Here is a 14,437-nt window from a genome sequence, read left to right as displayed (position 1 = left end):
TTTTCGCGGGGAGAGGACGTCAACCCGAGAGCACGACACGATGCGAACTGCCGAGGCTTTTGATTTCGCCCACGGGCGGAAGATCGCTCTCGGTGCCGGAGAGCGTGTGGAGTTTCACGCGCCGCATCGCGCCGGGGGCGAGATGGAACCAGTCGTCGTCGGGCCGATAACCTTCGACATCGATATGCACCGATTGCGCCAGCCGGTCGGCCCGGAGATCGACGAACCAGTCGTCGCCGTCTCTGCCAAGCGATGCCTCGATGCCGGCGTCATGCAGCGCCTTCCCCCGTCCGCAGGGAAAGTGGAAGCTTTCCGCCAAAATGGCGCCGTCGGCGAGCGATCGTAGGCGCGCAACGCTGACATCATGCGCCGGCGGCCCGAAACGGAAGGCATAGGTCGTATCGAAAAAGGCGCCGAACAGCGCGGTAGCGGCAAGACGCTCGGTATCCCTTGCCGCCAGCTTGAAGGCCCTGCTGCCGCTGACGACCTGCTGCTTTCCGCCGCGCAGGCAGGCGACCTCCAGTTCCACGTCGAGGGCTGTATCCGTCTCGTTGACGACATGCACGTCGAGACCGTTGGTGCCCTCGTCGGTGAACATCGTCTGCACCGGCCGGAAAGCGCGGCGCATCGCATACCAGGCCGGCTTCGGCTCGCCGGTGGAATCGATCACCCCCCAGCCGGGGCCGGGCAACAGGTCCTGCAGCGTCCAGACGAGCGCGCCGTTGCAGGCGGAGCCCTTGCGCCGCCATTCGGCAAAGGTCTCTTCGATCACCTCGCCGGTGACGGCGCGGGAGAGATCGAGATAGCGGTCCGGATCTTCGCGGCGCAGCTGAGCCGGATCGAGGTCGTAGAGAAGCTGCAGGTAGAAGTCGCGGACATCCTCGAAATCCCACGAGGCGCTGCGGTCGCGCGGCACGCGGGCCTTCCAGAGCGGGCTGTGGACGGCCGGCACATCGAGATGACGGTGCAATGTCCTTTGCTGCGGCACATGCGCGAAGGCGAGGCTTTCGGAAGCAAACCGCACATCGGCGCGGCGCGCATCGGCAATCGGCCGCATATAGGCGCCGACACCGTAATAATGGGCGATACCTGAATTAGGTGAAAACGGCATCGCCCCGCCATGAGGCGAATTCGGGACATAGGGCACGTCGGGACGCATACGCGCAGCGATGGCCGGGATGATCTCGTCGGTGACCGGCCCGCTCCAGAATTCCACGGGCAGACCCAGCATCGCCGCCTGCTGATGGATTTCGCTGCCGCCGCAGAGCACCACCAGCGATGGCGAGGCCTGGACGCCGTGCAGGAATTCCTCGACCTCCGCATGCACGTGGCCGAGAAACGCCTTGTCGTTGCGCGGATAATCGAAATTGGCGAACATGAAATCCTGCCACACCAGCAGGCCGAGCTCGTCGCAGAGCGCGAAGAAATCAGGCGTCTCGTAGGCCATCGTGCCGCCGATGCGGATCATGTTCATGCCTGCTTCAGCGGCAAGCCGCAGGAAGGGCTCATAATCCGCCCGCCCGCCCGGCAGACGCGTAATATCGGCCGTCGTCCACACCGCGCCGCGGCAGAAGATGCGTTCGCCGTTGACGGTGAGCGCGAAGTCGTCGCCATCGGCGCCGTGCTCGACCTCGATCCGCCGGAAGCCGGTCGTGCCGAGCGGATAGTCCACGCCGTCGGAAACGAGCGTCAGCTCATAGAGACGCGGAGCGCCGTGCGTGTGCGGCCACCAGGGTTCGATGTCGGAAAGCCTGAGGATAGAAGAGTAATGATTGTCGCCGATCTTCTCGAAAGGCTGCTCCATGCCGCCGCAGCGCAGCAGCATTGCGGGATCCTCGGCATTACTGTGCAGGGAAACGCTGAGACGGCCGACGCCGTTCTCGTCCAACACGGCGCGGATGGCGACATTGTCGATCGAGACGGGATTGCGCCGCACCAGCGAAATCGGCCGCCATGGCCCGACGGCATGGATATCGGGGCACCAGCCCGGCATATGGCCGAGCAGCGTCGTGCGGAAATTCTTCAGCCCCGCCGGCGTGATCATCTGCGGCCGCCAGCGTGCACGCGGGCCGGGCTCCGACAGGCGGGGACCGAGCGCCCGGAAACACAGCGCCAGCTCGTCGCCGCCCGTAAGCGTCACCGGGATTTCGTGCGCCGTGAACATGCTTTCGGAAAACAGGATTTCCTGGCCGTTGAGGAAGACATGACAAAGCGTCGCGAGTCCTGCGAAACGCAGGATCGCTTCGCCGGGCTCGGCATCGAACAGCCGGCAGAGATACCAAGCGTCTTTGGTGTTCAGCGGCTCGGGATTTTCCCGGTCGAACAGCCCGGCTTTCTCGAGCGCCGCGGCAACGGTGCCGGGAACGGGTGCGGGAATGAACTGCGCGGAGAGATGAATATCGTGCGGCACGGCGCAGGCGCCCGGCTCCGTCAGGATCAGGTTCCAGCCTTCGCAAAGCTGGCTTTCCTCCGCTCCGATGCTTGCCAAACGCCCCCGCATGGTCAGATCTCCGGCCTCAGATTCGCTCCGCAAGCGATGCCATCATGGCATCCCATGCATCGGCGGCCGGATCAAGAGCTGCTTGCAGCGGCTCGAACTTCCTGCGGGCGACGGCGCGGGCAAGCTGGAACTGCACCGATTTCGCCGCGTCCGAAATGCGCCTGGCATGCTCGGCGGCAATCGCGAATTCATCGGGGGAAAGCCAGGCCAGATGATCGGCCGCCAGCTCGAAATTGGCCCCGACCTGGCGAAGCGTATTGAAGGCATATTTGTGGAAGAAGCCGAACGGCCGATCCGCCACGGCTTCGACCTGTTGCGGGAAGACCGCCGCGAAGGCGCGGATCGGATTTTCCCCCGGACGCCTGAGGAAATGAGCCCCGGCCAGCCGCCGCGCCGTCGCCCGCAGATGCGTTTCATCAGCAGGCTTTTCCGGGAACCGCGCAAATTCCGTATAGGGCAGGAACGGCGGATCGTTCTCCGTCAGCTGCAGCTGGAACAGCCCGTCGAAATCCTCGCCTTCGAGGCGGAAATAGCCGGCATTGTGGAAATAATCGACGCGCCTGGCCGCAACGTCCAGCCGGTTGATCGCAACCGTCGTCTTGCCGTGCTCCTGCCGGTAGGCGGTGCCGCGCGTATCCGGCATGTAGAAGGAATCCATCTCGATTAGGCAGAGACGGCCCCGCGCGATCTGCACGTCGACATGCCGTTCGACACGGTCATAGATCGCAAGTTCGGTGGCGCGAATGCCGTAAAGCGCGTCGAGATCTTCGAGCGGCACCTTGAAGAAGGTGAACTGATCGCCCTCGAAATCCTGCGCGAGGGTGAAACCCAGCATCGCCTCGGGCGCAACGCCTGAGGTCGCCAGCACTTCGATCCACAGATCGACGTAGCAATTGGTTTCCGGCCAGGCGCGCTCGCCGGAATGCAGCGCGTGCTGACGATAGGTTTCCGGGTCGATTCCCGAAAATACCGATGTCATCGACCGGCTCAGCCCCACAGCGTTTTCCGCACGCTGGCCGGCCACTGCTTCACGTCGAGCCCGTGATGGTGGAAGAGGGCAAGCGCAATGCGCTCCAGCCCGAAACCGACGCAGGCGGTGTGCGCCACGCTGCCGTCTTCGAGGTTCAGCCCCCACTTCAGGCCGAACGAATCCTGATGATAATTGAAGCTCATGCAGGCGGTCGGATTGGCAGTCGAGGTGATCGGGATCAGCAGCTCGAACTTCAGGTTCTGGTCGCGCTGATTGTTGACCATCATCTTGCCGGCACGGCCGAAGAACGGGTCGTTGGCAACGTCGATGGTCACATCGAGGCCGAGCTGCTTCATCATTTCGACACCGCGATCCATCCATGTCTGGCGGAAATCGGTGACGTGCTGCTCCGTGCCCATGCAGACATATTCACGCATGCGGAACAGCTGCTGGCGGGCGGGATCCTTCGAAGGCTCGTGGCGGAAGCAATAGGACTGCAGATCGAAGAGGCCGCCCGTCTTCGGCAGATTGCCGCGCTTGGCGACCGTCGGATAGAGCGGGTAGCAGGCGGCCGGCGTCAGCACGATATCGGTCGCCTTCTGGTCCTTGGTCCAGTCGTCGCCGACTTCCATGCACTGCAGCAGGCTCATATGGTCGAGCTCGCTGCCGCAGAAGCTGTGCACCGTGCCGGCGAGCTGCGGGAAGCTCTTCATGTAACCGCTCTTTTCGAAGAGCGCGACGTTCATGCCGGGCGGGAAACGCATGGCCTCGGCGCCGTCGGCGCCGCCGAACGTGTCGATCAGCCGTTCGAAAGCGGTAATGACATCTTCGAACTGGCCGCTGCGGCCGTAAAGACCGTCAACGCCGGTATCGATCAGCAGGCCGGACTCGAAGAGCCGGTCGAGAAACGAGGTCTGCATATCCATGGCTTTACCCCAGTAGGCTAGTGTCCTGCTTGTGGACGAGAAGCATGCTCGACGTATTGCCGAGGATGCGGTCGTTCGAGATCATGAGCTGCGCGGAATGCGCGTCGCGCAGATGGCGTCCGAGGCTGAAGGGCGTGCCGTTCTTGTAGCCCATGATGCCGCAGATCAGCATGGCATGGTTGACGATCTCCAGGATCGTCTCGGACGAGGCGATCTTGACGTTGTTCATCGCCACGGCAAAGCCCATCGAGGACAGCCTGTCGACGTCGATCTTGGCATCCTCATAGGCCTTGAGGCCGGCAACCACGTTGGATTTGACCATCTGCAGCAGGTTCGAAACTTCAGCAAGGCGCAGCGCGCCCGGCGGCTGGGTATCGGGCGCCTTGCGGGCGGCGGCGCGCACGAAAGCCTGGGCGCGTGCAACGGCGTCGACCGCGATGCCGTACCAGACGCCGCTCCACAGCAGATGCGAGGAGGCGAGCATGGATTGCGCCGCGATCTCGGCGAAAGGCTTCGGCAGGATCTGATGGGCCGGCGCCTGTCCTTTGAAGAGGAAGCCGTCGGAGCAGGTGCCGCGCATGCCGAGCGTATTCCAGGCATGCGTCTTTTCGAGCGTGTACTGGTCCTTGAGGAAGGCCGTCAGCACCTGATCGGAGGACGCCGCCTGCGCGTGGGCGCGGGAGGTGATGAGGATGGCGTCGGCATGCGAACCGTAGGAAATGACGGTCGCATCCTTTTCGAGCCGGCAGATATCGCCATCGACGTCGACCGCGCAAATACTGTTGCGCAGGTTGCCGCCGATACCGCCCTCGGTGGTGGCGGAGGCGATCAGCAGCTGGTCGGCGGCAATGCGGCTCATGAAGTCGCGATGCCATTCGCTATCGGCGCCATGTTCGACGAGGCTCGACAGCTTGATGTGATGCATGGCGAAGACCATGGCGCTCGCGGCGCAGGCCTGGCCGAGCATCGAGCACAATTCGGCGATCTCGGTGATCGAGGCCGATTCGCCGCCGAGCTGGCGCGGCACCTGGATGCCGAGCAGCCTTTCGGCCTTCATCGCATCCACGGCTTCCCGGGGGAAGCGGCCTTCGACGTCGACGGCATCGGCGTGTTTGGCGGCGATTTCAGCGACGCGGGCGACCCTTGCGACAAGACCGTCCTGCATGATCTTGACGGGGAAATTCATCAGGCGACCTTCCGGCTGTCCCGGATGAGATCGACCGTCCTGGCGATGGCCGAGATGCTCGCGAAGGATTTGCGGTTCAGGAGATTGTCGGGAAATTCGATGTCGAACGCCTCTTCGATGCCGAGCATCAGCTGCACGGAGGCAAAGGATGTCAGACCTGCCGCATAAAGATCGGCATCGTCGGCGACCTGGTCGATCGACGCAGGAAGTTTGCCGAATTTGGCTACGAGGTCGCGGATTGTCTTATTCATCCCATCACTCCAAGATTCTCATGATCCCGAACCGGCGTTCATCGCCTTGTCATGAGCGTTCTTTTAGTGCGGAAAACAGAACATTCCGCTAATTTATTGGGTTAAATATGATTGTTGCTCATAGTTAGAATTTTAGCGACAATTCCAGTGCAGGCGATAATATATATTTTATATCAGCTACTTACCGCTGAATTGACCGCTGCGCTCGTCGCGTTTTTCGGCACGGCGAGTACAGAAATGACACGGGAAAGCACCATTTTGCCTCAGCCGGCCGGCGGATAGGAATGCTCGTCGCCGCGATAGTCCGAGACGGAATAACATCCCTCCCCCTTGGACCGCACGGTGCTGCCGCTGACGACCGCCTTGCCGTAACCGCCCGGGATATCGAGGATGTAAGTCGGCTGGCAGAGCCCGGAAATCCGCCCGCGCAGCGCGGCGACGATCCTCTGCCCCTCCTCGATCGTCAATCGGAAATGGCTGGTGCCGGGCGCCAGATCGGGATGATGCAGGTAATAGGGTTTGACGCGGATTTCGACGAAGGCCTTCATCAGCGCCGCAAGCACATCGGGATCGTCGTTGACGCCTTTGAGCAGCACGGACTGGCTGACCATGGCGATGCCGGCATCGACAAGACGGGCGCAGGCGGCGCGCGCGTCGCTCGTCAATTCCCTGACATGATTGGCATGCAGCGCCACATAGACCGTCTTGCCGCTCGCCTTCAGCGCGGCGATCATCGCCGCGTCGATCTTATCGGGATCGACGACCGGAACGCGGGTGTGGAAACGCACGATCTTCACATGCGCGATTTGCGCCAGCGCCTCCATGATCTCGCGGAGCCGGCGCGGAGACAGCACCAGCGGATCGCCGCCGGTGAGGATGACCTCCCAGATCTCCTCGTGACCTCTGATATAGTCGAAAGCTGCCTGCATCGCCGCCGCATCGAGCGTGCCGAGACCCTGCGGCCCGACCATTTCGCGCCGGAAGCAGAAACGGCAATAGACCGGGCAGACATGCACGGCCTTCAGCAGCACGCGATCGGGATAGCGGTGAACGATGCCTTCGACCGGGCTGTGGGCATGATCGCCGATCGGATCGGCGCGTTCTTCGCGGGAGACCGTCAGTTCGGCGGCATCGGGCACGAACTGCAGCGCGATCGGATCATCCGGATCGGCGCGATCGATCAGCTTGATCATCGCGGGCGTCAGGGCGATCGCGTAACGCGCGGCGACCTCGTCAAGCATTGCACGATCGCCGGGCGCGGCCAGCCCCGCTATTAGAAGATCGTCGATGCTCTTGAGCGGTTTGACGGCATTCATCGTCCATACTCCGCGACCGGCGCCCAGAGCACCTGGTCGATGCGCGACGCCCCCGTCGCCAGCATCACCAACCGGTCGAAGCCGAGCGCAATGCCACTTGCCTCGGGCATCAGCGACAGCGCGGCCAGGAAATCCTCGTCGAGCGGATAGGTCTCGCCGTAGACACGCGCCTTCTCGGCCATCTCGATCTCGAACCGCCGGCGCTGTTCGGCCGCATTGGTGAGTTCGCCGAAGCCGTTGGCGAGTTCTACGCCGCAGGCATAGAGCTCGAAACGCTCGGCAACCCTGCGGTCGCGCATCGAGGGGCGGGCAAGCGCTGCCTCCGAGACCGGATATTCGTCGAGGATGGTGATGCGGCCGAAGCCGAGATGCGGCTCGATTTTTTCGACCAGAACCCGGCTGAACAGATCGGCCCAGCCGTCGTCTTCGGCAACACGCATGCCGACGCGCCTCATCTCGGCGGCCAGATGATCGCGATCGGTCGAACCGTCGGCGGCGACCGAGGCGAGAAGATCGATGCCGGCATGGCGCTCGAACGCTTCGGCAACGCTGACCCGCTCCGGGCCGGCGAAAGGATCGCTCTCGCCGCCGCGATAGGCAAGCTTTTCGGTCTTTGAGGTCTCGGCCGCGAGCGCCAGAATCCGGACGCAGTCCATCATCAGGCTCTCGTAGCTTTCACCGGCCCGATACCATTCGAGCATGGTGAATTCGGGATGGTGCAGCGGCCCGCGTTCGCGGTTGCGATAGACATGGGCAAAACACGAGATGCGTTCCTCGCCCGCCGCAAGCAGCTTCTTGCAGGCGAATTCCGGCGAGGTGTGCAGATAGAACGGCGCCTTCTGCCCGTCCGTCGTCAGCGCTTCCGTGGCGAAGGCATGCAGATGCGCCTCATTGCCGGGGGAGACCTGCAGCGCTGCCGTGTCCACCTCGATGAAATCCTCGCGCGCGAAAAACCCGCGCAATGCCGCCTGGATCGCATTGCGCCCGATCAGAAACGGGCGGCGATCGGCATGCACGGACGGGGTCCACCAGGGGGACGCTTTCGCCGAAGAGTTCATTCCAAGCTTTCTTCGCCGGAGAAGCCGGTATGGGGATGGCTATTTCCCGGATTTTAGGTTAGTTGCGCCCCCAAGAAAAATATTTGCGTCTCAGAGGCGTCTCGACAGTCATCTACGACGCCGAAAGCCGAGTTACAAGGAAGTCTTATGGTCAAGGTCATCGCCTCTTCGGTCCGCAAGGGCAACGTTCTCGACGTCGACGGCAAGCTCTACGTCGTTCTCACCGCCCAGAACTTTCATCCGGGCAAAGGCACGCCGGTCACCCAGGTCGACATGCGTCGCATCGTCGACGGCGTGAAGGTCTCCGAGCGCTGGCGCACCACCGAACAGGTCGAGCGCGCCTTCGTCGAAGACGTCAACTTCCAGTACCTCTATGAAGACGGCGAAGGCTTCCACTTCATGAATCCTGCGAACTACGATCAGGTGGTCGTCAGCCAGGAAACCATGGGCGACCAGAAGGCCTATCTCCAGGAAGGCATGACCTGCATCCTGTCGATCCATGAAGGCATTCCGCTGGCGCTCGAACTGCCGCGCCACGTCACGCTTGAGATCACCGAGACCGAGCCGGTCGTCAAGGGCCAGACGGCATCCTCTTCCTACAAGCCGGCCATGCTCTCCAACGGCATCCGCACCTCGGTTCCGCCGCATATCGATGCCGGCACCCGCGTCGTCATCGCGACCGAAGACAACTCCTACGTCGAACGCGCCAAGGACTGATCCCTGGTTTTTGCCCATTCAGGAGGCCGGCTCACGCCGGCCTCTCCCTGAGATGTGGAATTCAGGCAGGCGTCGAATTCCAAGATCGAATTCAGATTACCTTTCGGACCTCGCTCTCGAAGCTCATCACATGAGCCATTGCGATCTTTTCGGCCTCATCAGCATCCCCTCTGCATACGGCCTCAAGCATGAGAACCTGATCATGCAGGACGTCCTCAAGACGCGGCACCAGCGTCGGAAACCGTTTCATCGCGACATACAGGATTCTCAGCGACAGATTGTGGTAGTGATCCAACGTATCGAACAGGAAAGGGTTCTTGGCCACTTTGTAAATGAAGCGGTGAACCCGGCGATCTAGGGCAAGGATGTCTTCCAGCGCCATCGGACCGGTTGTCTGTTTGAGCTCATCGATCAGTTGCCGCGCTTCTTGCCGCTCGAACTCGCGCAACCTTTCCGCAGCCAATCGCGTCGCCCAGGATTCGATCCGTGCTCGTGCCTCATAAACGGCAGTAAGATCATTGATATCGATCTTGCTGACAAATGTGCCGCGCCGCGCGCTGACGACGACGAAACCGTCATATTGCAGACGCTGAAGCGCCTCCCGGACCGGCGTGCGTCCGACTTCCATGCGTTTCATAAGCTCGGCCTCCCGCAGAAGCGTGCCCGGAGGAAGCAGTGTCGTAATGATGTCGTCGCGCAGCCGAATGTATGTCCGCTCCGCCAGCGTTGATTCAGCCGCTTCGTACTCCGCCTCGAATACCGACATATTCAGCGCATTCCTCTCTCTGTCCATTTCCGCATGGCCAAACACTGCTCCGCCTAAAAAAGCGCTCAACGAATCTGCTTGACTTCATATAGTGTCGGCATATCTTCAATATATCAGCAATATATAACCACAAAGAGGGGTTTCAAATGAAACATGCTGAACTGACGAAAAAATCGCAGACGAATGGGCTCATTGCCTTGGCGATGTTGAGTTTGGGGCTGTTTGCGACGGCCGTGCCGTCCGCGGCCAATGCCGACGATCTGGAGCTGATGAAGCCAGGCACGCTCGTCGTTACGGTCCAGCCCTACATGCCCTATACGGCGGTCAAGGATGGAAAGCTCGTCGGCCTCGACAGCGACATCCTGACAGCCATCGCCGATAAGCTCGGCCTCAAGATCGAAGTCAACGTCACCGACTTTCCGGGCATGCTGGCTTCCGTCCAGACGCAGCGGGCGGATATAACCATTGGCGGAATCGCATGGTCCGACGCTCGTCAGAAGGTCGGCCTGTTCACGGACCCGCCATATTATTCGCCGCCGGCCATGGCCGTGAGCGGCACGGCGAGCTTTCCGGATGTTGCGAGCCTGGAAGGCAAGAATCTCGGTACCGTCACCGGCTATGTCTGGGCGAAGTCCATCGCGCAGGTCCCGAACGCATCACCCCATACATTCCCGAGCGCCGACAGTGTGTTCCAGGATATTTCTGCCGGGCGCCTCGACGTCGGCTTTCTCGATCCGCTGCTGATCACCTATCAACAGCAGCAGCGCCCCGACATGAAGGTCCGCATCGAATATCTGCAGCCGCCGACAAACGAACAGGTCGCCGCGCACCCCGATTACAAATATTTTCAAGCCTATATGACCGGATTTTACCTTCCAAAGCAGGCGCCGAAGCTGGCCAAGGCTGTTTCCGATCAGATTGACGGCATGTACAAGGATGGATCTCTTGCGGCTTTGATCACGAAATGGGGCGGCGATCCCCAGCAGTTCCTGGTCCCATCGCCCGAGATGGCGGCACAGCGGCGCGGTGTTGACCGTCCCGCCGACTGGAACCCGCCTTCCATCGCGAAGTGAGATCGAAGCATGACGGCGTTGTCATCCTTTACCGATATGTTCCAGGTCCCCTGGAACGACTACGTCGGAAACATTGCCGGGGGTCTGCTCAAGACCCTCGGCTACACTATCGCGAGCTTCGTCGGCGCGACGATCCTTGGTCTTGCACTTGCATTGATGCGGCTCAACCGGCTCCGGCTGGTTAGCGTTCCTGCGGCGATCTATACGGAGCTTTTTAAAAACGTACCGCTCCTTGCGATCATTTTCCTCACCTACTTCGGTCTGCCTTCCGTAGGCATCAGGCTGGAGGTTTTCGAGGCAGGAGTATTGAGCCTGGTGCTCTTCTACGCGGCTTACCTGTCCGAGATCTTTCGGGCAGCTATCGCCGGTGTACACCGGGGACAGCAGGAGGCGTCTCAAGCTCTCGGGTTAGGGCGCGGCAAAACTTTCACCCATGTCGTTCTGCCGCAGGCGGTGCGGCTGGCGCTTCCCGGTACGAACACCATGTTCGTCGACCTGATCAAGTCGACCTCGCTGCTTGTGACAATCTCGGCTGCCGAGCTGATGACGCAGGCACAGCTGATAGCCTCGGAAACGTTCCGAGCGCTGGAAGTGTATCTCGTGATCTCGGCCGTCTATTTCGTGATCTGCTACCCGGTGTCACAATGTCTGCTTCTGCTCGAGCGCAAGATCCACGCGGGTGTGCCACTGTCATTGGCCAGACGGCGTCGGCTGAAATTGGCCGGGATCTATCTCGCCGAGGGGAAAGTCTGAGCCATGACCACCACTCCTGCCAGAACTGCCTTCATGTCAGAGCAGCCGGTCGGTCGCCCTGCCGTTAAAATTAGCGGATTGCGCAAGTCTTTCGATGGGCGCCTGGTGCTCGACCACGTCGATCTCGAGGTTCCCACAGGCAAAATCGTCAGCATCATTGGTCAGAGCGGCGGAGGAAAGACCACCCTCATGCGCTGCGTCAATTTGCTTGAGCGTCCCGATCAGGGAACGATCACCGTCGGCGATGAGACGATCTTCGCCGACGGCAAAATAACCTGCCGCAGCCTTGCAAAGCTTCGGCAGCGTGTCGGCATGGTGTTTCAGCGCTTCAATCTGTTCCCGCATCTGACGGCTGTGGAAAACGTCGTTCTCGCTCAGATGCATGCAGCCGGGATCGGCGAAAGAGAAGCCGTGGAACGGGCCGTGAAACTTCTGACGAGAGTAGGCCTTGCCAAACGAGCGATGGCTTATCCGGAACAGATGTCGGGCGGCGAGCAGCAGCGCGTGGCGATTGCACGCGCTCTGGCGCTGGAACCAACGGTGTTGCTGTTCGACGAGCCGACGTCGGCGCTCGATCCTGAATCGACCGGCGAAGTTCTCCGCGTCATGCGGGAACTCGCCGCCGACGGCATGACGATGATCCTGGTCACCCACGAGCTGCCCTTTGCAAAAGAGGTGTCGGACTGGGTCGTGTTCATCGACGGCGGTCTTATCATCGAGCAGGGAACCGCCGCAGATGTGCTTGACCGTCCAACGGAAGCACGCACGGCTGCCTATGTCGCGCGCTACGCTTCCCCAGGCTAGCGGCGAATGGCGCCACAGCAGGCTCCTGCCATCAGGCCTCGTTCTTCTAGGGCAAATACATATCCGATGAACAAGCTCACAACAGATATCGCCGTCATCGGCGGCGGTGTGATCGGCGTGGCAACCGCTCTGCGGCTGCGTGCCGACGGTCGCGATGTCATGCTGATCGAACCGAACAAACCCGGTTCGGGCGCATCTTACGGCAATGCCGGAACGATCGCCGATTATGCGATCATTCCCGTCGGCACACCGGCTGTCCTTAAAAACCTGGCCGCGCTGCTTCTCAATTCCGACAGCCCCTTATCCATCCGCAAGGCCGCTTTGCCGACGTTGTTTCCATGGCTGCTGCGTTTTGCCTACGAATCCCTCCCGCACAGATACAGAGACAATGCGAGCCGCATAGCAAACCTTCTGTCCGACGCTTCATCACAGTGGCTCGAACTCGCAGCAGAGATCGGCGCATCCGATCTCTTGAGCGCGAAGGGATGCCTCTACCTCTACCAAACACCCGAGGCCCTCAAGGCGGGCGCCTCGGATGTCGAGCTTCGCCGAAACTACGGGATCGCGCAGCAGCTCCTCACCCCCGATGAGGTGCGCAGCCTGGAGCCCCGGCTGCCGCAGGTCCATGGCGGCGGGCTTTTCTTTCCGAAAGCGATAAACTTCACCGATCCCGGCGAGCTCATGAGCGTGATGGAAGCCGCCGCCAGACAAGCGGGCGTCGAGTTCGTCCGAGACTCCGTGACGACTATTTCGCGTGAAAGGAATGGAGTGAGGATGCTGGCGTCAGCCCACAGCATTCATGCCCGAGCAGCCGTGATCGCCGCCGGAGCCCATTCCCGCCGACTGGCTCTGCAGCTGGGAGAGCGGGTCCTGCTGGACACTGAGCGGGGTTATCATCTCGAATTCGATATGGAAACACCGCCGGTCGAGCGACCGGTATGCCCGACGCATCATGGATTTTACTTTTGCCCGATGCGTGGCCGCTTGCGCGTGGCCGGTACTGTGGAGCTCGGAGGCATTACCGCTCCTTCGAACCCAAGGCGCCTCGAAGTGTTGCTCGCAAATGCGCGCAGGATTTTCCCAACGCTCGGTGAACCAAGTCGGAGCTGGATGGGCTTCCGCCCTTCCATGCCCGATTCCGTTCCCGTTATCCGGCCTTCAAAAGGAGGAAGGGACGTCGTGTTTGCTTTTGGACACGGGCATATCGGTTTGACGCTGGCACCGCAGACTGCCCGCATGGTCAGCGCCATTCTCGCCGCTTGATCGCGTCATGAACCGTGCTTGCGACAGCGGTAGGCCTTTTATCCTCTCTCTCAGAGATGCGGGTTGCGCGGCCGGTATTTCTTGACGAGCTTCTGATTGATCTCGGCGGCACCCGGCATATTGGCGCTGAGATAAACCGGGGCATCGCCTGATTTGGAAAGCTCCGAGGCGACTTCGGCGAAGATCGCATTGATGACAGTCACCCCGACCGCCGTGGAAACCGGCCCGACCCGAAGCCCGGTGCCTTCCAGATCGACAACGGCGTCGCCCGGCGGCAGTCCATTGTCGAGCACGATATCGGCGACCTCGGCAAGCCGCCGGCGGCCATTGGCGATCGCTGAGGAATAGGCGATCGAAGTGATGGCGATCACCTTGGCGCCGATCTCATGCGCATAGTCGGCCGCCTCGATCGGCGCTGCGTTCACGCCCGAATTGGAGGCGATGATGATGACATCGCCCGGCTGCATACCGTAGCGCTCCAGCATCGGCCGCACCAGGCCCTGGGTCCGTTCATAGACCGAGCTGATGACCGCTCCCTCGTGCAGCATCGCCGAGCCGACGAGCACCGGCACGGTGAAGGCGAGCCCGCCGGCGCGATAGTGCACCTCTTCCGCTAGCATATGCGAATGGCCGGTGCCGAAGACATAGACGCGCTTGTCGCCACGGGCCGTATCGAGGATCACCGACGCTGCCTGCGCCATCGGCTCGGCAAGTGCCTGCTTCAACGTCTCCAGCCGACCGATCAGATTGGAAAAATAGGCATCGGTGATATCAGTCATGCCACGTCTCCTAAAGCAATTCCAGGAAAAGTGCGAAGCGGTTTTCCGTCCGGAATTGCGTAAAAGCAAAAGGTT

At 61.4% G+C, this 14,437-nt stretch carries 14 protein-coding genes; 5 read left to right on the top strand and 9 right to left on the bottom strand.

Annotation, left to right across the window (positions count from 1 at the left end; genetic code table 11):
• Window positions 1-19: 19 nt before the first annotated feature.
• From QMO80_RS13940 to epmA, 7 genes are all read right to left on the bottom strand, one after another.
• Entirely contained in the window at window positions 20-2,500 is a 2,481-nt protein-coding gene (locus QMO80_RS13940) for a glycoside hydrolase family 2 protein (protein ID WP_283197110.1), read from the bottom strand.
• Between the two features lie 16 nt (window positions 2,501-2,516).
• A complete protein-coding gene (locus QMO80_RS13935) occupies window positions 2,517-3,497 on the bottom strand; it encodes a DUF1839 family protein (protein WP_283197109.1) in 981 nt (326 codons plus the stop codon).
• A complete protein-coding gene (locus tag QMO80_RS13930; RefSeq protein WP_049733350.1) occupies window positions 3,488-4,396 on the bottom strand; it encodes an amino acid--[acyl-carrier-protein] ligase in 909 nt (302 codons plus the stop codon). Before QMO80_RS13930 ends, QMO80_RS13935 begins: the two co-directional genes overlap by 10 nt.
• A 4-nt stretch (window positions 4,397-4,400) precedes the next feature.
• Entirely contained in the window at window positions 4,401-5,582 is a 1,182-nt protein-coding gene (locus QMO80_RS13925) for an acyl-CoA dehydrogenase family protein (protein ID WP_283197108.1), read from the bottom strand.
• Complete coding sequence (locus tag QMO80_RS13920; RefSeq protein ID WP_012559298.1) at window positions 5,582-5,833, bottom strand: acyl carrier protein; 252 nt, start codon at window positions 5,831-5,833, stop codon at window positions 5,582-5,584. Before QMO80_RS13920 ends, QMO80_RS13925 begins: the two co-directional genes overlap by 1 nt.
• Window positions 5,834-6,096: 263 nt before the next feature.
• Window positions 6,097-7,149, bottom strand: coding sequence for a lysine-2,3-aminomutase-like protein (locus tag QMO80_RS13915; RefSeq protein WP_283197107.1), 1,053 nt, complete (start codon window positions 7,147-7,149; stop codon window positions 6,097-6,099).
• Complete coding sequence (gene epmA, locus QMO80_RS13910; RefSeq protein WP_283197106.1) at window positions 7,146-8,207, bottom strand: EF-P lysine aminoacylase EpmA; 1,062 nt, start codon at window positions 8,205-8,207, stop codon at window positions 7,146-7,148. Before epmA ends, QMO80_RS13915 begins: the two co-directional genes overlap by 4 nt.
• Before the next feature lie 147 nt (window positions 8,208-8,354).
• Between epmA and efp the strand changes: the two genes are divergently transcribed.
• Window positions 8,355-8,924, top strand: a complete 570-nt coding sequence (efp, locus tag QMO80_RS13905) for an elongation factor P (RefSeq protein ID WP_126921649.1) — start codon at window positions 8,355-8,357, stop codon at window positions 8,922-8,924.
• A gap of 91 nt (window positions 8,925-9,015) precedes the next feature.
• On the opposite strand, the gene QMO80_RS13900 is transcribed toward efp, so the two are convergent.
• Window positions 9,016-9,690 (bottom strand): GntR family transcriptional regulator, encoded by a 675-nt coding sequence (locus QMO80_RS13900; RefSeq protein ID WP_283197105.1) that lies wholly within the window; start codon window positions 9,688-9,690, stop codon window positions 9,016-9,018.
• A 146-nt stretch (window positions 9,691-9,836) separates the two neighbouring features.
• Between QMO80_RS13900 and QMO80_RS13895 the strand changes: the two genes are divergently transcribed.
• The 4 genes from QMO80_RS13895 (at window position 9,837) to QMO80_RS13880 (ending at window position 13,583) form a co-directional block, all read left to right on the top strand.
• Window positions 9,837-10,763 (top strand): ABC transporter substrate-binding protein, encoded by a 927-nt coding sequence (locus tag QMO80_RS13895; RefSeq protein ID WP_283197104.1) that lies wholly within the window; start codon window positions 9,837-9,839, stop codon window positions 10,761-10,763.
• 9 nt (window positions 10,764-10,772) lie between these two features.
• Complete coding sequence (locus QMO80_RS13890) at window positions 10,773-11,516, top strand: amino acid ABC transporter permease (protein ID WP_283197103.1); 744 nt, start codon at window positions 10,773-10,775, stop codon at window positions 11,514-11,516.
• A gap of 3 nt (window positions 11,517-11,519) precedes the next feature.
• Entirely contained in the window at window positions 11,520-12,320 is an 801-nt protein-coding gene (locus tag QMO80_RS13885) for an amino acid ABC transporter ATP-binding protein (RefSeq protein ID WP_283197102.1), read from the top strand.
• Between the two features lie 66 nt (window positions 12,321-12,386).
• Window positions 12,387-13,583 carry an FAD-binding oxidoreductase gene (locus tag QMO80_RS13880; RefSeq protein ID WP_283197101.1) on the top strand — a complete coding sequence of 399 codons (1,197 nt, stop codon included), beginning with the start codon at window positions 12,387-12,389 and terminating at the stop codon, window positions 13,581-13,583.
• 50 nt (window positions 13,584-13,633) lie between these two features.
• Here QMO80_RS13880 and QMO80_RS13875 read toward each other — a convergent pair whose 3' ends face one another.
• Window positions 13,634-14,362 (bottom strand): SIS domain-containing protein, encoded by a 729-nt coding sequence (locus QMO80_RS13875; protein ID WP_283197100.1) that lies wholly within the window; start codon window positions 14,360-14,362, stop codon window positions 13,634-13,636.
• Window positions 14,363-14,437: the final 75 nt, after the last annotated feature.

The organism is Rhizobium sp. BT03 (assembly GCF_030053155.1).
Classification (GTDB): Bacteria; Pseudomonadota; Alphaproteobacteria; order Rhizobiales; family Rhizobiaceae; genus Rhizobium.
This window is presented reverse-complemented; position numbering and strand designations above follow the sequence as displayed.